Source organism: Prevotella sp. LCP21S3_D2 (genome assembly GCF_052118345.1).
In the GTDB taxonomy this organism is placed as follows: domain Bacteria; phylum Bacteroidota; class Bacteroidia; order Bacteroidales; family Bacteroidaceae; genus Prevotella.
In genome coordinates this window covers 1-17,836 of record NZ_JBQKHJ010000020.1, presented here as the reverse complement: position 1 = coordinate 17,836, position 17,836 = coordinate 1, and the positions used below count along the sequence as shown (strand labels likewise).

15 protein-coding genes are annotated in these 17,836 nt (G+C 48.3%); 10 read left to right on the top strand and 5 right to left on the bottom strand.

Annotated elements, in window-relative coordinates:
- Positions 1 to 51 precede the first annotated feature (51 nt).
- The 5 genes from ACTQ16_RS11990 to ACTQ16_RS11970 all read left to right on the top strand — a co-directional run bounded on the left by ACTQ16_RS11990 (position 52) and on the right by ACTQ16_RS11970 (position 3,747).
- Complete coding sequence (locus ACTQ16_RS11990) at positions 52 to 204, top strand: hypothetical protein (protein WP_217327071.1); 153 nt, start codon at positions 52 to 54, stop codon at positions 202 to 204.
- A gap of 12 nt (positions 205 to 216) precedes the next feature.
- A complete protein-coding gene (locus tag ACTQ16_RS11985; RefSeq protein ID WP_441937592.1) occupies positions 217 to 777 on the top strand; it encodes a GNAT family N-acetyltransferase in 561 nt (186 codons plus the stop codon).
- 46 nt (positions 778 to 823) lie between these two features.
- On the top strand, positions 824 to 2,215 hold the full coding sequence (locus ACTQ16_RS11980; RefSeq protein WP_441937591.1) for an ABC transporter substrate-binding protein: 1,392 nt from the start codon (positions 824 to 826) through the stop codon (positions 2,213 to 2,215).
- A gap of 4 nt (positions 2,216 to 2,219) precedes the next feature.
- Complete coding sequence (locus ACTQ16_RS11975) at positions 2,220 to 3,263, top strand: iron chelate uptake ABC transporter family permease subunit (RefSeq protein WP_441937590.1); 1,044 nt, start codon at positions 2,220 to 2,222, stop codon at positions 3,261 to 3,263.
- Between the two features lie 190 nt (positions 3,264 to 3,453).
- Complete coding sequence (locus tag ACTQ16_RS11970; protein WP_441937588.1) at positions 3,454 to 3,747, top strand: hypothetical protein; 294 nt, start codon at positions 3,454 to 3,456, stop codon at positions 3,745 to 3,747.
- Positions 3,748 to 3,980: 233 nt separating this feature from the next.
- On the opposite strand, the gene ACTQ16_RS11965 is transcribed toward ACTQ16_RS11970, so the two are convergent.
- From ACTQ16_RS11965 to thrA, 4 genes are all read right to left on the bottom strand, one after another.
- Positions 3,981 to 4,937, bottom strand: a complete 957-nt coding sequence (locus ACTQ16_RS11965) for a D-2-hydroxyacid dehydrogenase (RefSeq protein WP_441937587.1) — start codon at positions 4,935 to 4,937, stop codon at positions 3,981 to 3,983.
- A gap of 12 nt (positions 4,938 to 4,949) precedes the next feature.
- Entirely contained in the window at positions 4,950 to 6,251 is a 1,302-nt protein-coding gene (gene thrC, locus ACTQ16_RS11960) for a threonine synthase (RefSeq protein ID WP_441937585.1), read from the bottom strand.
- Between the two features lie 75 nt (positions 6,252 to 6,326).
- Complete coding sequence (locus tag ACTQ16_RS11955) at positions 6,327 to 7,577, bottom strand: cofactor-independent phosphoglycerate mutase (RefSeq protein ID WP_441937584.1); 1,251 nt, start codon at positions 7,575 to 7,577, stop codon at positions 6,327 to 6,329.
- Between the two features lie 55 nt (positions 7,578 to 7,632).
- Positions 7,633 to 10,074 (bottom strand): bifunctional aspartate kinase/homoserine dehydrogenase I, encoded by a 2,442-nt coding sequence (gene thrA / locus ACTQ16_RS11950; RefSeq protein WP_441937582.1) that lies wholly within the window; start codon positions 10,072 to 10,074, stop codon positions 7,633 to 7,635.
- Positions 10,075 to 10,358: 284 nt separating this feature from the next.
- On the opposite strand from thrA, the gene ACTQ16_RS11945 reads away from it, so the two are divergent.
- The 5 genes from ACTQ16_RS11945 to ACTQ16_RS11925 all read left to right on the top strand — a co-directional run bounded on the left by ACTQ16_RS11945 (position 10,359) and on the right by ACTQ16_RS11925 (position 15,379).
- The gene (locus tag ACTQ16_RS11945; protein WP_295420433.1) at positions 10,359 to 10,613 is read left to right on the top strand and encodes a hypothetical protein; all 255 of its coding nucleotides are present in this window, start codon (positions 10,359 to 10,361) and stop codon (positions 10,611 to 10,613) included.
- Positions 10,614 to 10,737: 124 nt separating this feature from the next.
- Complete coding sequence (yfcE, locus tag ACTQ16_RS11940) at positions 10,738 to 11,283, top strand: phosphodiesterase (protein ID WP_153126261.1); 546 nt, start codon at positions 10,738 to 10,740, stop codon at positions 11,281 to 11,283.
- Positions 11,284 to 11,385: 102 nt separating this feature from the next.
- Positions 11,386 to 13,065, top strand: coding sequence for an NAD(P)/FAD-dependent oxidoreductase (locus ACTQ16_RS11935; protein ID WP_441937581.1), 1,680 nt, complete (start codon positions 11,386 to 11,388; stop codon positions 13,063 to 13,065).
- A gap of 15 nt (positions 13,066 to 13,080) precedes the next feature.
- Entirely contained in the window at positions 13,081 to 14,634 is a 1,554-nt protein-coding gene (locus tag ACTQ16_RS11930; RefSeq protein ID WP_295346638.1) for an ABC transporter substrate-binding protein/permease, read from the top strand.
- A 4-nt stretch (positions 14,635 to 14,638) separates the two neighbouring features.
- Entirely contained in the window at positions 14,639 to 15,379 is a 741-nt protein-coding gene (locus tag ACTQ16_RS11925) for an amino acid ABC transporter ATP-binding protein (RefSeq protein ID WP_294972584.1), read from the top strand.
- Positions 15,380 to 15,521: 142 nt separating this feature from the next.
- Here the strand turns inward: ACTQ16_RS11925 and ACTQ16_RS11920 are convergent, their stop codons facing one another.
- Positions 15,522 to 17,219: a sulfate permease gene (locus tag ACTQ16_RS11920; RefSeq protein ID WP_294972587.1), complete on the bottom strand. Its 1,698-nt coding sequence runs from the start codon at positions 17,217 to 17,219 to the stop codon at positions 15,522 to 15,524.
- Positions 17,220 to 17,836 lie beyond the last annotated feature (617 nt).

Genomic DNA, 17,836 nt, shown 5'->3' with positions numbered 1-17,836 from the left:
AATAATACCTATTAAAGATTATTAATTAATAAACTCAAGGAGGAATGTATTATGGCAAGACCAATTAGAGAAACTCCGATTCTTTATGGTGGTGATGCTCGCAAGTTTGAGGCAAGAATGAAAAATCCACCAAAGGAAAGTAAGGAGCAATATGAAGAAAGAATGAAGCATTATCATGCAGTCATGAGTGTATTTCAAGGTTAAAAAGAATGGCGTATGACAGAGGAAGAGTTTCAAACTAGGTATACTGTGCATAGTTTGGCAGGTATGGAATGTGTAACCGCATTTGATTGTGGAGATGAAGACTTGAATGATTTCGTTATTCAGGAAGCTGGTCTTTACAAGCAGGCAATGCTTGCGGTTACATACGTTGTAGAAGATAAGCAACATCAGATTGCTGCATATTTTAGTCTAGCTAATGATAAGGTTTCTATAACGGATTTCAATTCTAATAGCGAATTTAATAGATTTAGAAAACATCGCTTTGTTCATGAGAAAAGATTGAGAAGTTATCCAGCCGTAAAACTTTGTAGATTAGGGGTTGATATAGAATGTCGAGGTACAGGTATGGGCTCTTTCCTCTTGGACTTTATTAAAACCTTGTTTGTTATAAATAATAAAACTGGTTGTCGGTTTATAACAGTTGATGCTTATAAGGCGGCAGTTCCTTTCTATGAAAAGAATGGCTTTTTACCCTTGACAAGTAAGGATAACAATGAGCATACCAAATTAATGTATTATGATTTGGCTTCTAATTATCAGGAAAATATTAAATAGTAAGGTTTTGGAATAATATATTTACGTATTCCTTAATTAACCAATTATGATGAACAGAAAAAAATATATATTCGGGGCACTCCTGACGCTCCTTGTGCTGACTGCCTGCCAGGGCGGAAAGACGACGGCGGGAGAGGCTGAAGAGGGGGATACTCTGAAGATGAAGTATGCCAAACTGCTAACCATCGTGAAGTATGGGGAGAAGGGGACTGCATCTTCGGATAAGGATGCGGAAGACGCTGAGTATCAGTATGCTGAGGTGAACGTTGCGAACCCCTGGAAGGCGGGGACGCTGCTGCATCGCTACATCCTGATTCCGAAGGGAGAGGAGGGGGATAAGACGGTTACCCGACTCGCCCTGCAGCGCACTTCGGGCATGGGATGCACTACCGATACCGTGAGGACACCGGTGGAGAGGAGTGCCGTTTTCATCGCTCCCCATTGCCAGCTGATGTACGAACTGGGATGCCAGCAGGCTATCCGTGGCGTCTGCGACCTCAATTACATCAATATTCCGGATGTCAGGAAGAGGGCTGCTTCTGCAGGGAAGGCTTCTTCCGGAAATGCTTCTTCCGGAAATGCTTCTTCCGGAAATGCTTCTTCTGGAAATGCTTCTTCCGGAAATGCTTCTGCCCAGAATTCCATCGTGGATTGCGGTTCCAGCATGGCTCCCGACATCGAGCGCATCATCGCCCTGAAACCCGAAGCCATCCTCGTTTCACCCTTCGAGAACAGCGGTGGATATGGCAAGCTCGACAAGCTGCATATCCCCATCATTGAAGCTGCCGACTATATGGAGTCTTCGCCACTGGGAAGGGCGGAATGGATGAAATTCTACGGCATGCTCTTTGGAAAAGACAAGAATATTTCAACTACTGTTGCCGGAAAAGCATTAACTACTGTTGCCGGAAAAGCATCAGAGGCTACTCTTCCTGCATCTTGCGAATTAAAGGCTGATTCTCTTTTTGCGAAGATTGAAAAGGAGTATCTGAAGTTGAAGGCTGAGGCTGGAAAGCTACCTAAGGGACTTTCGATATTGACCGAAAGAAAAACGGGCAATGTATGGTATGTGCCTGGTGGACAGAGCACTATCGGCATTCTCCTGAAGGATGCCAACGCCCGTTATATCTTCTCGGATGATAAGCACAGCGGAAGTCTGCCGATGAGTCCGGAGCAGATTCTGGCGAAGGGAAGCCAGGTGGATGTATGGGCATTCAAATACTTCGGAGGTGCTCCTTTGTCGCAGGTTCAGCTGCTTCAGGAATATGACGGTTACAAGGCTCTTGCCGCCTTCAGCCGGGGCAATATCTATCAGGTAGATACCTCTACGGTGCCTTATTTCGAGCTTACGAGCTTTCATCCCGAGCTGCTGCTCAGAGAGTTCATCATCCTGGCTCATGGCAGCCGGTTCGGCAAATTGAAATTCTATAAGAAATAGTTTTATGAGAACCTTTGTTTTTGGCGCTATAGCCATTATCATCTTGTTTTTTGCCAACCTGGCATGGGGTAGCGTAAGCATTCCGTGGCAGGATGTGGTGGCTATACTCGCTGGAAATCAGGGAGATGAAGCTGACAGCTTCCGCTATATCGTAATGGAATCGCGCTTGCCTGCGGCTATTACCGCCCTCCTTTCGGGCGCAGCCCTAGCCACTAGCGGCTTGCTCCTGCAGACAGCCTTCCGCAACCCCCTGGCGGGTCCTGACGTATTCGGTATCAGCAGCGGAGCCGGACTGGCTGTTGCCATTGTGATGCTTGCCTTTGGCGGCAACATCGCCCTGGGCGATTTCATGGGTGCAGACTTTCTAGGCAATGGTGCCACAGCTGGAGTAGGAGTGAGCGGTTTTCTCGCCATTCTCATCGCAGCCTTCGTGGGAGCGATGCTCGTGATGGCTGTCATCACCTTCTTTTCTGCCATCGTGCGCAGTCATACGGTGCTGCTCATCATCGGTCTGATGGTGGGCTATCTTGCCAGCAGCGCCATCTCACTGCTCAATTTCTTCAGCACGGCAGAGGGCGTGAAATCGTATATGGTCTGGGGCATGGGAAGCTTTGGCAATGTTTCGGCTGCGCAGGTATTATGGTTCATTCCGCTTGCCCTCATCGCCCTCATCGCCTCCCTGCTCCTTGTCAAACCGCTGAATGCCATGCTGTTAGGTGATCAGTATGCCGAGAATCTGGGTTTCAACATCAGGCGTCTGCGCATCATTCTGCTCCTCATCACGGGCTTTCTCACGGCAGTGGTTACCGCCTTCTGCGGTCCCATTGCCTTCATCGGTCTAGCCACTCCCCACATCGCCCGTCTCCTCATCGGTACGGAGAATCATCGCCGGCTGTTGCCCGTCACGATGCTGTTGGGTTCAGTCCTTGCCCTTCTCTGCAATCTCTTCTGCACCCTCCCTTCGGGCGGTGGCATCATCCCCCTGAATGCCGTCACCCCATTGTTCGGTGCCCCCGTCATCATCTATGTTTTGGTGAAGAGGAGATAGGGAAAAGGCAAGAAAAGGGGGACGGCAAAATCAATTTTTTAAAGAGTTTCTTGGATATTTGAATTATTCTTTTTATCTTTGTAGAAGATAAGCTGCACTCGGCAATCTGAAAGCAAGCTTTCATTGCGCTCGTTTGCATTATCTTTGTAGAAGATAAGCTGCTTAGTCACAATTTTAAACAGATAGAGGTATGAAAGAGAAAAAATATCACTTACCGGAAGAACATGGCGCTGCTTTTGCTGAAGAGCCAACGCCAGCCTATCATGGAAATACGGCAGTTGTACTTCCTGAAGAAAAGTTCACCGAAGATAACTTCGATGATGATATTGATTGGAATCGAATACCTGCGGGATGGGGACCTGTCAACGAAGAAGAAGCCATAGCTCGTATAGAAGCCATAGAAGCCGACATAGAGAAAAATGGACTCATTGATGAAGAGGATATGATAGACCACCTTAAAGCTAAAGGTTTATGGCTTATATAAAACCATCTAAGCCATTTTACGCCCATACCGTAGTGCCATCATCATGAAAAATTGGAAAATCATCTATCAGTATGATGCGGAATACGATAGAATTATTCTTGTTGACTTATGGGATATGAGACGAAATCCCAGGTATCTGATTAGGCAGTTCAGAAGAAAACTATAAGAAGACAGCCAACTTTCAATTGGTATATTGAAGGTTGGCTGTTTTCTGCTACTTAAACGAATTATCTTTACTTATTCACCACATTAATAGGATTGCCTTCGAGGAATGCCTTGACGTTGGCGGCTACCTGCTTGTTCAGGCGCTCGCGAGCCTCGTAGGTGGCCCAGGCAATGTGAGGGGTGAGGTAGGCATTAGGCTCGTTCCAGAGAGGATTGTCCTTTGATGGTGGCTCCTCGGTCATCACGTCTGCACAGTAGGCAGCAAGACTGCCTTCGTGAAGAGCGGCGGCTACGGCTTCCTCATCTACCAGCGGACCACGACCCGTATTCACCAGGATGGCGGTATCCTTCATCTTCTCCAGACTCTCGGCATTGATGAAATGATAGGTATCATCATTCAGCGGACAATGAAGAGAAAGGATGTCGCTCGTGGCAAGCAATCCCTCCTTGCTCATCTTCTGAATCCACTCAGGCAATGAGCTGGCACTCTTGCTGGTGAAGGCACAGATGTTCATGCCAAACTGGCGGGCGATGCAGGCTACCTTCATGCCGATATTGCCCAAGCCCATGATGCCCAGGGTCTTGCCGGCAAGCTCCATCAATGGGGTGTCCCAATAGCAGAAATCCTTGTTGTTTGCCCAGCGCTCGTTGCGGTTCTCCTGAGCATAATGCTCTACACGGTTGGTTACGGCAAGGATGAGGGCGAAGGTCATCTGAGCCACACTGTCCGTGCTGTAGGCAGGAATGTTGGTCACGATGATGCCCTGCTCCTTGGCAGCCTTGATGTCTACCACGTTGAAGCCCGTAGCCTGAATGCCGATGTATTTCAGATTGGGGAGCTGTGCCAGCGTTTCTGCATCCATCTGCACCTTGTTCAGGAGGATGATGTCGGCATCCTTGGCACGTTCCACTTTCTCGGCGTTTGATGTGCGAGGGTAGACTACTACCTCGCCCAGCTGCTCCAGAAGATGATAATCCAAATCTCCCGGGTTTGCGGCATAGCCGTCTAAAATTACGATTTTCATCCTAATTGTATATTATTCGTTCATCAGGAAATTCTTGAAGGCATCGAAGTCCTTGGTCATCTGGATGCTCTTCTTCTCGCCCTTCATGAATTCTGCAAGACGGGCTGGAATCTCGATGTCGCTCTCCAGGATGCTGTCTACCTTCTCCTTGAACTTGGCTGGATGAGCAGTCTCCAGGAAGACGCCAACCTCGCCTGGCTTCAACTGTTCCTTCAGGGCGCGATAACCGCAAGCTCCGTGAGGGTCAAGCACATACTTGGTCTCGTTGTAGCACTGCTTCATGGTCTCGGCAATCTGTTCGTCCTTGTATGTAGCACCGCCGATGTAGGCTGCGATGGCATCGTGATCGCCCTTGTAGAGGTCGTAGATGCGGGCAAAGTTTGAAGGGTCGCCTACGTCCATGGCATTGGCGATGGTCTGCTTGCTAGGCTGTGGATTGTACTTGCCAGTCTGCAGATATTCGTAGAAGATATCGTTGGCGTTGTTGGCTGCGATGAAGCGGTGGATAGGCAATCCCATCTCATGACCGAAGAGTCCGGCTGTGATGTTGCCGAAGTTGCCGCTAGGCACGCAGATGACCAGCTTGTCGGCGAGGCCCTTCTCCTTCATGCGGGCATAGGCGTTGAAATAATAGAAAGCCTGAGGCAGGAAGCGGGCCACGTTGATAGAGTTGGCTGAGGTGAGCTTCATGTGCTTGTTGAGCTCCCCGTCCATGAATGCCGACTTCACCAGTGCCTGGCAGTCATCGAACACGCCATCCACCTCGAGGGCTGTGATGTTCTGACCCAGGGTAGTGAACTGGCTCTCCTGAATCTTGCTGACCTTGCCCTTAGGATAGAGCACGTAGACGTGGATGCCGTCAACGCCGAGGAAACCGTTGGCAACAGCCGAACCGGTATCGCCCGATGTAGCTACGAGCACATTCACCTCTTCCTTGCCCTCCTGACGCACGAAGTACTGCAAGAGACGTGCCATGAAGCGTGCACCCACATCCTTGAAGGCGAGGGTAGGACCATGGAACAGCTCGAGAGAGTAGATGTTAGGCTCTACCTCAACTACAGGGCAGTCGAAAGCCAGGGTATCATATACAATCTTCTTCAATGACTCGGCATCAACGTCCTCGCCGAAGAAGGCATCAGCTACCTTGTAGGCAATCTCCTGGAAACTCAGTTTCTCGATGTTGTCGAAGAAGTCCTGTGGCAGCTTCTTGATGATTTCCGGCATATAGAGACCACGGTCTTCTGCCAAACCTTTAACTACCGCCTTGTGAAGATCGGCGATGGGTGCTTTCTTATTTGTTGAATAATATTTCATTTTTTACTTTGAACTTTGAGATTTGAACATTGAACTTTATGATTAGCTTTGGGGGCTATCATGAAGCCGTTGATTTTAATTGATCGCCATGAAGGCGTTCATGAACTCCTGCAGCTGCAGCATGCCGTAGCCGCCACTAACGCAGCTTACCTCATCATACTGCTCTACGCTATCCGGCTCAATGCCAGGATAATAGATGATGAAAGGTACAGGCTCCTTGACGTGGGTACGGATTTCTACCGGAGTAGGATGGTCAGGGAGAACAGCGATGCATACCGGCTCGTCCCAGGTGCTTACCTCATCGAAGATAGGCTTGATGAGTCGCTGGTCGAGGTTCTCGATGGTCTTCAGCTTCAGTTCCAGATCGCCATCATGACCCGCCTCGTCGCTTGCCTCTACGTGAACATATACAAAGTCGTCGCCATCCTTCAGTGTCTGGATAGCTGCAGCAGCCTTGCCCTCATAGTTAGTGTTGGCAAGACCCGTAGCGCCCTCAACGATGATGTTGCGCAGACCGGCGTAGTGACCGATGCCTCGGATCAGGTCGACGGCAGAAATAACGGAACCCTTCTTGATCTGTGGATACATCTGGGAAAGTGTGAGCATGTGAGGACGGTAACCTCCGCCCCATGGCCAGATAAGATTGGCCATTCGTTCGCCACGCTCCTTGCGAGCCACATTGAAAGGATGGTTCTCCAGGAGTTCCTGACTCTCAAGAATCAGCTGGTTCAGCAGGTCGGCTGTATCACGACGGCTGATGTGACCCTCATCGCCTCCAATCTCCGGCAGGACGGGTTTCACCATCAGCTTGTGCCACTCCTCGTTGGGATGATCATGAGGTGGGGCACAGTCGATATGCTTGTTTCCGTGCTTTACCACCAGGAGGTGGCGATACTGGATGCCGGTAACAAACTTGACATCAGGATATTTCTTGCCGAGGGTATCGTTGAGATATTTGATGAGCACTTCCGCATCTTCCGTTTCCAGGTTACCACCGTTGTGGGTGATAATCTTGCCGTCCTGCACATTGATGATGTTGCAGCGCAGTGCAAGGTCGGTAGGTTCCAGTTCATAGCCGATGCTGGCAGCTTCGAGCGGTCCGCGTCCCTCGTAAACCTCGTTCTGGTCATAGCCCATGATAGAGCTGTTTGCTACTTCTGAACCAGGGAGGAAACCGTCAGGAACAGTAACCAGTCGTCCTGTCTTGCCTTTCTTGGCAAGCATGTCCATATATGGTTTGCTGGCGTATTGCAGGAGTGTCTTTCCACCCAGTCTTTCCACTGGGTGGTCAGCCATTCCGTCGCCAAGAATGATAATATGCTTCATAATCGATTTATAATTCATAATTTATAATGAACAATTATTCATTGTACATTATTCATTATATATTCGCAATACTCATGATGTTGGCGAAGACTCCGGCAGCAGTTACGCTGGCTCCGGCTCCGTAGCCCTGGATCATCATCGGATACTCCTTGTAGCGCTCGGTGGTGAGCAATACGATGTTGTTGGAACCCTCCAGATTGTAGAAAGGATGCTCCGGACCCACCGCCTGCAAGCCTACGCTGGTCTTGCCGCCGTCCAGAGTAGCTACGAAGCGCCAGCGTTTGTGCTCCAGGTCGAGCGTCTTGCGCTTGGCTTCGAAGTCGGCATCGAGCTTAGGAAGCTTTTTCCAGAAGTCGTCGAGCGAGCCCTGGAAGAAGCTGTCTGGTACGAAGAGGTTCTTCTCCACATCCTCCTGTTCCACTCTGTAACCAGCCTCGCGTGAAAGGATGACGAGCTTTCTTATTACGTCCATGCCGCTGAGGTCGATGCGTGGATCTGGCTCGCTGTAGCCCTTCTCCTTGGCGAGACGGACGGTCTCGGAGAATGGTACCACGCTTGAAATGGCGTTGAAGATGAAGTTGAGTGTGCCGGAGAGTACAGCCTCAATCTTGAGGATTTTATCTCCCGAGTTGCGAAGGTCGTTGATGGTTCCGATGATAGGAAGACCTGCACCTACGTTGGTCTCGAAACGGAATACCACGCCACGCTGGATGGCTGTCTTCTTCAGCTTCTCATAGTTTTCATATTCGCTTGAAGCCGCAATCTTGTTGGCTGCGATGACGCTCACGTTGTGCTCCAGAAGGCTCTGGTAGAGAGCTGCAACTTCCTTGCTGGCTGTACAGTCTACGAACACGCTGTTGAAGATGTTCATTGCCAGGATGGAATCGCGCAAGACCTCCGGAGTGCTAGGAATAGACTTCTTCAGCTCCTCGTAATAATTCTCGAGATCAAGACCGTCGCGATTGAAAATGGCATTCTTGGAAGAGGCGATTCCTACTACGTTCAGCTTCAGCTTGCTGCGCTCCATGAGGTCGGCATACTGATTCTTGATCTGTTCGATGAGTTTTCCGCCCACGGTACCCACACCGCAGATAAAGAGGTTGAGCACCTTGTATTCTGAGAGGAAGAAGCTGTCGTGCAGAACGTTGAGCGACTTTCTCAGATAATCACTCTTCACTACGAAAGAGATGTTGGTTTCAGAAGCACCCTGTGCGCAGGCGATGACGGAAATACCGCTACGTCCGAGCGTGCCGAAGAGCTTACCGGCGATACCGGCAGCATGCTTCATGTTTTCGCCCACGATGGCGATGGTGGCAAGTCCGCACTCAGCGTGCATAGGGAACATGGCGCCATCGGTAATCTCGTTCTTGAACTCATTGTTCAATACGCTGACAGCCTCTTCCACATCCTGCTCACGCACACCGATAGATGTAGAGTTCTCAGAAGAAGCCTGGGAAACCATGAACACAGAGATGCCCTCGCTGGCAAGAGCGGTGAAGATGCGGCGGTTGACACCGATGACACCCACCATGGAAAGACCGGTGACGGTGATGAGGGCGGTACCGTTGATGGAAGAAATGCCCTTGATAGGCTTCTGGTCGGCATCAATCTTGTTCTTGATGATGGTGCCAGGAGCATCAGGATTGAAGGTATTCTTCACTCTGATAGGAATATTCTTGACACAAACCGGGTAGATAGTAGGAGGGTAGATGACCTTTGCACCAAAGTTGCAAAGCTCCATCGCCTCAATATAACTCAGTTCGTTGATGGTATAAGCAGATTTGATGACACGTGGATCGGCAGTCATGAATCCGTCCACATCGGTCCAGATTTCGAGCACCTCAGCATCGAGGGCTGCTGCAATGATGGCTGCTGTGTAGTCGCTACCACCACGACCCAGGTTGGTGGTGCGCTCCGTGTTTTTGTCGCGGCTAATGAAACCCGGTACGAGAGATATGCGAGGAAGCTCGGCAAAGGCTTCCTTTACCAGCTTGTTGGTCAGTTCGCTGTCGAGGGTATGCTTACCCTTGCCGTTGATGCGTTCGGTCTTGATGAAATTGCGGGAATCGAACCATTTGGCACCACGGATGAGCGTGGCTACAATCTTGGAACTGAGTCTTTCTCCATAACTCACGATGGCATCCTGTGTCTTCTCGCTGAGGTCGTGGATGAGATACACACCGAAGTAGATGCTTCTCAACTGCTCGAAGAGTGCATCAACTGATTTGAAAAGATTCTCTCTGTCTGTTGTTTCGGTAATGATGGTATCAATCATCTTGTGGTGGCGATCAACCATGGCGTCGAATTCGACCTTCCACTGTTCATCACCCTTGAGGGCAAGCTGAGATGTTTGCAAGAGTTTGTCGGTGATACCGCCAAGTGCGCTCACGACAACCACTACACTCTGTTTCTTAGCCTCATTTTCAACGATACGTTTTAAGCTGAGGATGCTTTTTACGGAACCAACCGATGTTCCGCCGAATTTTAATACTTTCATACGTTCTTGAATTTTTGCGTTGGTAATGTAATGCCATCCCCGAAACGACCGGGGCTGTAGCAAAACTTGTGGGCAAAAGTACAAATAATCTATCAAACTGCCAAGGATTTTAACAAAAAAGTAGCATATTGTAGATGAAAAAGCCCGGATAGCAGTAATCTAATGTTCGTTTTTGTTCTTATACCTTATATATATAGGGATTTGCGGAGAATTAATAAGAAAAAAGTTTGCCAGTTTCGAAGAAAATGTGTACTTTTGCCGATGTAATTCAAAGCATCAGCAATATGGTTACAGAAGTAAATAGTAAGAATCAACTCGTTGAACGCAATTTCAAACGAAATGAGATGCTGGCTGAGTATTTCTTTGGTCTTTCAAAGATGGTATGCAGCGGTATTGGAATTGGTGCATTGTCTCCGTTGTTTACTGGTGAGGCAATGGGAGTAACTAACATTGTTTGCATGGGATGCGCAGTAATAGCTGCTGCATGTTTAGCCCTATTTGCGAATATGTTATTAAAAGTAGAATTAAAAAAGAAGTAATTATGGAAATGTTGACAATACTTTTTGCTATAGCTGCTATTATCAGTGTTAGCTTGGTTTTTTGGGGAAAGTTTACTAAATCTGGTAGACGTTGGATAGAAGGTGATTATTAAAGAATCAAGTAATGAAATATCTATTATTCTCTGATATCCACGGCTGTTTGCCAGCCTTGGAAAAAGTCCTCGACTTCTTCGAGGCTGAAAAGTGTGACATGATGTGCATCATGGGTGATATCATCAACTACGGTCCCCGCAACCGAATTCCGGAAGGAATCGACCCTAAGGGTATCGTAGAAAGACTGAATGCGCTGGCTGACAAGATTATCGCCGTGCGTGGCAACTGCGATGCGGAAGTAGACCAGATGCTCCTTGATTTCCCTATCATGGAGACTTATGCCCTGCTGGTAGATAACGGAAAGCGTTATCTACTGACCCATGGTCATGTTTATAATAAGGAAAACATGCCAAAGGGTCCTTACGAGGCTATGATCTATGGCCACTCCCATCTCTGGGAACTCTCTCATAACGAGAAGGGACAAGCCATCGTTAATACGGGCAGCATCACCTTCCCGAAGGGTGGCAATCCTCCAACATTCGCAACATTGGAAGATGGCAAGTTCACCATGTATCATCTGGATACGCTCGAAGTGCTGGCTACAATGGAAGCATGAAAAAGTGAAAGTGAAAAGTGAATTGTGAATGTAATGTGAAATCCGTCACTTGTCACTCGTCATTTTCATAAAACTAATCATAAAGTTCAAAGTTTAAAATAAATGATTCAGGAGTATCAGATAAGAATTCTGCCCGAACAGGCAGCAAGCGAGGAAGGCATCAAGCGTTATCTCGCCAAGGAGAAAGGATTGGATGTGAGAACATTGAATCAGGTGAGAGTGTTGAAGCGAAGCATCGACGCCCGCCAGCGTACCATCTTCGTGAACCTGAAGGTGCGTGCCTATATCAATGAGTTTCCGCAAGACGACCAGTATATTCATACGGAATATCCCGATGTGAGCAGCAGACCTCGTGTTATTGTTGTGGGTGAGGGACCTGGCGGCCTCTTCGCTTCTCTGCGCCTGATAGAATTGGGTTACCGTCCTATCGTATTGGAAAGGGGAAAAGATGTGCGCGAACGCAAGAAGGACCTTTCTAACATTACCAAAACCCAAAAAGTGGATGGGGAGAGCAACTACTGTTTCGGTGAAGGTGGAGCCGGTGCTTATAGTGACGGCAAACTCTATACCCGAAGCAAGAAAAGGGGAAGTGTAGACAAGATTCTGAACGTTTTTTGCCAGCATGGTGCCAATACCAATATCCTGGCAGATGCCCATCCGCATATCGGTACCGACAAGTTGCCGCGCGTCATTGAAAACATGCGCAACACCATCATCAAGTGTGGCGGCGAAGTGCATTTCCAGACCAAGATGATTCGTCTGATCCTTGAGAGTGAAGGTAAGCTGACGGCATCTGATGCTGCAGCTGGCGATAGGGTGATAGGTGTAGAAGCCGTGAATCTGGCTACGGGTGCTGAGGAAACTTATCGCGGACCGGTTATCCTGGCAACAGGTCATAGTGCCCGCGATGTATACCGCTATCTCGCTTCGGCAAAGATAGATATCGAGGCAAAGGGCATCGCCGTGGGCGTGCGCCTGGAACATCCATCCCAGCTCATCGACCAGATTCAGTATCACAATAAGAGTGGTAGAGGAAAATATCTGCCTGCTGCCGAATATAGCTTCGTTACTCAGGTAGATGGCAGAGGTGTCTATAGCTTCTGTATGTGTCCGGGTGGCTTTGTGATTCCGGCTGCTACCGGACCGGAACAGCTCGTGGTGAACGGTATGAGTCCTAGTAACCGTGGCACTGCCTGGAGCAATTCGGGCATGGTGGTGGAAACGCATCCCGAGGATGTGGCGCAGTTCGTGAAGGAACATCAGGCTATCATCGACCAGACGGAAATGAAGGCGCAGGAGAATTCTTCACTCTTCAATCTTCACTCTTCACTCCAGATGATGTACTTCCAGCAGATAGTAGAAAAGCAGTGCTGGCAACAGGGCAACATGAAGCAGACGGCACCAGCCCAGCGTATGGCCGACTTCGTGAACAACCGTCTGAGCTACGACCTGCCAAAGAGCAGCTATGCTCCGGGTATCATCAGCAGTCCGCTGCATTTCTGGATGCCTTCGTTCGTGAGCAAGCGTCTGCAGGAAGGCTTTAAGACCTTCGGCAAGAATGCACATGGCTTCCTGACCAACGAGGCTACCCTGATAGCGATGGAGACGAGAACCTCATCGCCTGTCCGCATCATCCGTGACAGGGAAACCCTGCAGCATGTACGCATCCAGGGACTCTTCCCATGCGGTGAAGGCGCAGGATATGCTGGGGGAATCGTATCTGCTGGCATAGACGGTGAGAGATGCGCAGAGATGTGCGCTGAGTATATGAAGCAGTTATAAGTAGATACAGAAATAATGAAATATAGAAATTTAAGATGTCTTCGACTGAGTTTCTGGGCGATGCTTCTCTGTCTGTTCCTGGCAGCATGCGGTTCAGAATCTTCAGAAACCCGAAAGCAGTTGAAGACAAAGGCAGACCTGAAGGGGGCTGTGATAGGTGTGCAGCTCGGTACCACGAGTGACGGACTTGCCACCGAGTTGGAAAAGAAAGGAGATGGCACCAAGGTGGAACGGTACAACAAGGGTGCCGATGCCATCCAGGCTCTCCTGCAGGGAAAGATAGACTGTATGGTGACCGATGAGGCGCCAGCCAAGGCATTTAAGCGGGTGAATCCATCGCTCAATATCCTGCCTGAGACCTTCGACGCTTCTTCGTTCGCAATCTGTGTGGCTAAGGATCATTCAGAGTTGAAGCAGTCCATCAATCATGCCATCCGTATCCTGAAAGCGAATGGCGTTATCGACTCTATCGTAAACCGCCATCTGGAAAGGGGCATTGCCGTGGCTTATACGCCCAAGACTTCGGATGTGAAGAAAGTGGGACCGGAAGCGCTGGAGCATCTGGGACTGAAGAAGAGTCTGCGATTTGCCACCAACGCTACTTTCGAGCCTTTCGAGTATTACCAGAATGGCAAGATTGTGGGCATCGATGTGGATGTGGCGAATGCCATCGGCGATGTGATGGGCGTGGATGTGGAGATTCTCGATATGGAGTTTGACGCCATCATCACCTCAGTGCAGGCTGGTAAGGCAGATGCAGGTATTGCCGGTATCACGGTGACTCCTGAACGAGAGAAGAATATCGGATTTACAGATTCCTATGCCGATGTCAGACAGGTCATCATGGTGAATTCCGGAGACGTGAAAGCTGCTGGCAATCAGCCGGGAATGATAGATAAGTTTAAATCCTGCTTCATGGATGACAACCGTTATCAGTATCTGTTGCAGGGCTTGGGCAATACGCTCATCATCACCTTCTTTGCCATCATCCTTTCCGTGATATTGGGTACGGTGATAGCCATCGTAAGAGCACGTCATGAGCGTAGAGGCGGCTGGAGGATTCCGAATATGCTCTGTCAGCTGTATCTCACCATCATGCGTGGCACGCCAACGATGGTGCAGTTGCTCATCATCTATTATGTGGTCTTTGCCTCGGCAGATGTCAATAAGATACTGGTGGCTGTCATCGCCTTCGGATTGAACTCGGCTGCCTATATTGCCGAGGTAATCCGTTCGGGCATCATGTCGGTGGATGAAGGCCAGATGGAGGCGGGCAGAAGTCTCGGTCTCTCGTATGGAAAGACCATGCGCCTCATCATCCTGCCGCAAGCCTTCAAGAATGTGCTCCCGGCAATGGGTAACGAGCTCATCACTCTGCTCAAGGAAACCTCTATCAGCGGTTATATCGGACTGGGAGACTTGACCAAGGGTTCTGACATCATCCGAAGCATCACCTACGAGGCAATGATGCCATTGGGCGTAGTAGCCTGCCTCTATCTCATCCTCGTTCTCGGACTGAATGCAGGCGTGAGAAAGCTGGAGAAGCGACTGAGAAAGAGTGAAAGATAAAACAATGAATAAAATGAACGAAATAATCAAGATAGAAGGACTTCGTAAACGCTTCGGCGACAACGAGGTACTGAAAGGCATCACAACCTCGGTGAAGAAAGGCGAGGTTGTAGCCATTATCGGTCCATCGGGTTGCGGAAAGAGTACTTTCCTGCGCTCCATCAATCTGCTGGAGGAACCTACCAAAGGTAAAATCTATATCGACGGTATGGATATCACTTCCTGGGATGTAGACATCAACAAGATGCGCCAGAGAGTGGGCATGGTGTTCCAGCAGTTCAATCTCTTCCCTAATATGACTATTCGCCGCAATATCATGCTGGCTCCGGTAGAATTGGGCAAGATGACAAGGGAAGAAGCCGATGAGAAGGCAACGGAACTCCTGACCCGTATCGGACTGCTGGACAAGGCAGACAGCTATCCCGACAGTCTTTCGGGTGGACAGAAGCAGCGTGTGGCAATCGCCCGTGCCCTGGCGATGAATCCCGAGGTGCTCCTCTTTGATGAGCCGACTTCGGCACTGGACCCAGAGATGGTGGGAGAGGTGTTGCTGTTGATGAAAGATGTTGCTGCCGAGGGAATGACCATGGTGGTGGTGACGCATGAGATGGGGTTTGCAAGAGAAGTGGCAAACCGTGTTCTCTTCTTCTGTGACGGCTATATCACGGAAGATGGAACTCCTGAGCAAATATTCAACCATCCAAAATCGCCAAGATTGCAGGAGTTCCTGGGAAAGGTTCTGTAATAGTTGATAGTTAACAGTTTTGTAATAGTTGATAGTTAACAGTTACTTGATGACAATAAAAAAAGATGCATTACTGGTATATCCAGCAATGCATCTTTTTTATTTGATGGTCTACAATCAGTAAAATGTTAACTGTAAACTATTAACTATTAACAGTTTCCTTCTCAATAATCTCTTCAGCACGTTTCAGAGCCTTGCTGATGTGATCTGTGATATTATCCTTGCCAAGAATATTGTAGAAACCTGCCTTCTCCAACTGGGCATTCACTTTCTCACATACACCAGAGAGTACAACCTGAATGTCCTCCTTCTGGCTCATCTTGCAGAGGTTGGTGAGGTTGTGGATACCAGTAGAATCAACAAATGGAACCTTGCGCATACGGATGACACGTACCTTTGGACGATCTCCGAAAGCTGCCATCACTTCCTCAAACTTGTTACCGGCTCCGAAGAAGAACGGACCATTGATCTCGTATACCTCTACACCCTTAGGAATCGTATAGTGCTCAAGGTTGGTAGAGAGGAAGTCGAACTCCTTGTTCAAGTCAATCTCATCATCTGTGATGGCTGTCACGTCGGTGGTTTCGCTCATTCGCTTCATGAAGAGCAGGCAGGCGATAATCAAACCTACCTCGATAGCCACGGTCAGGTCGAAGATGATGGTGAGGAAGAAGGTGATCAGGAGCACTGTAACATCGCTCTTCGGATTCTTCATCAGCGCCAGGAAACTTCTCCATCCGCTCATTCCGTAGGATACAACAACCAATACACCGGCAAGACATGCCATCGGGATGTATTTGGCAAGAGGCATCAGGAAGAGGAATATCAGCAACAATACCACAGCATGAATGATGCCGGCAACTGGAGTCTTACCACCATTATTAATATTGGTCATGGTACGGGCGATGGCACCTGTGGCTGGGATTCCGCCAAAGAGTGGGGAAGCGAGGTTTGCCAAACCCTGGGCTACCAACTCGGTATTACTGTCATGATGATCGCTGATGACACCATCGGCTACGGTTGCAGAAAGCAAACTCTCGATAGCACCCAGAATGGCGATGGTGATGGCTGGAGATACGAGACTCTTGATAGTCTCCCAGTTCATCTCTGGAACCTGGGCTGCAGGCAACTCATTGCTGATAGAGAAGCGGTCACCGATGGTTTCTATGCTCTCTACACCAGCAAACTGCTTGAGCAATAGTGCTACAACTGTCATCAGGATGATGGCAATGAGAGAACCCGGAATCTTCTTGCTGAACTTTGGTGTGATGGCGATAACCACTACGCTCACTACACCGATGAGGGCACACCATGGATCGATGGTATCAAAACTCTGGAAGTAGACACCCCATTTCTCCAGGAAGTCGGAAGGATTGGAAGCTAGTGTCAATCCAAAGAGGTCCTTGATCTGGGTCGTGAAAATGGTTACGGCGATACCACTGGTGAATCCCACTACGATAGGGTAAGGGATATACTTGATGATGGTTCCAAGACGGAGAAGTCCAAAGAGAACCAGGAACAGACCAGCCATCAGTGTCGCTATCGTCAAACCTTCCATGCCATATTTCTGGATAATGCCATAGATGATAACGATGAATGCTCCCGTAGGACCACCTATCTGCACCTTGCTTCCACCGAAGATGGAGATGATAAGACCTGCTACAATAGCGGTGATGATACCCTTTTCAGGGGTCACGCCAGAAGCGATACCGAATGCGATGGCCAGAGGCAGGGCTACAATACCAACGATGATACCTGCCATGAGGTCAGACATGAATGTTTTCTTGTTGTATGTCTTCAAACAGGAAAACAAACTCGACTTAATTGCTAATGCCTTCATTTGAAAGTTTTAAAAATTATGTAATTATTTCTTGTTATCCGTTAAAACGTCTGCAAAGGTACTACATTTTTTTTATATGGCAAAATGTTTTTCATAGTTTCTTGTTTTCTTTATCCTTTTTCTCCTTTATTCTCTCTTTTCTTCCTTTCCTCTTTTCTTTCTTCTTTTCTTCTCCCTTTATTTTTCAATACAGTATTATGGATTGCGCATGTATGTGTGTGCCCGCACATATCTGCGAGTGCACGTATGTATATTATAAGGAGCAGTATGACATAAAACGCCGTGAAGTGTTTAATTCTGTTAAATTTAAAATAAAAATGAAATTTTCTTCTTGAAAAATTTGGTAGTTTCGGAAATAGTTAGTACTTTTGCACTCGCTTTTGAGAAATACGGTTTCTCTTAGCAATTAAAGAAAGAGTTCTTTGAAAGATTTTACATAAACAGACAAGTAGTACAAGAAGCGGTTAACTTCTTAGAAATAAGAAAGTTGACTGGGTAAAAGAAATGAACCGTCAAGCAATTGACAAGTCAGGTTTACTAAGCTTCAATAAACGAAAAGGATATTCGTCCTAAGTACAGACAACAAACACCGATTGCTTCAGCAATGAGGCAAGACG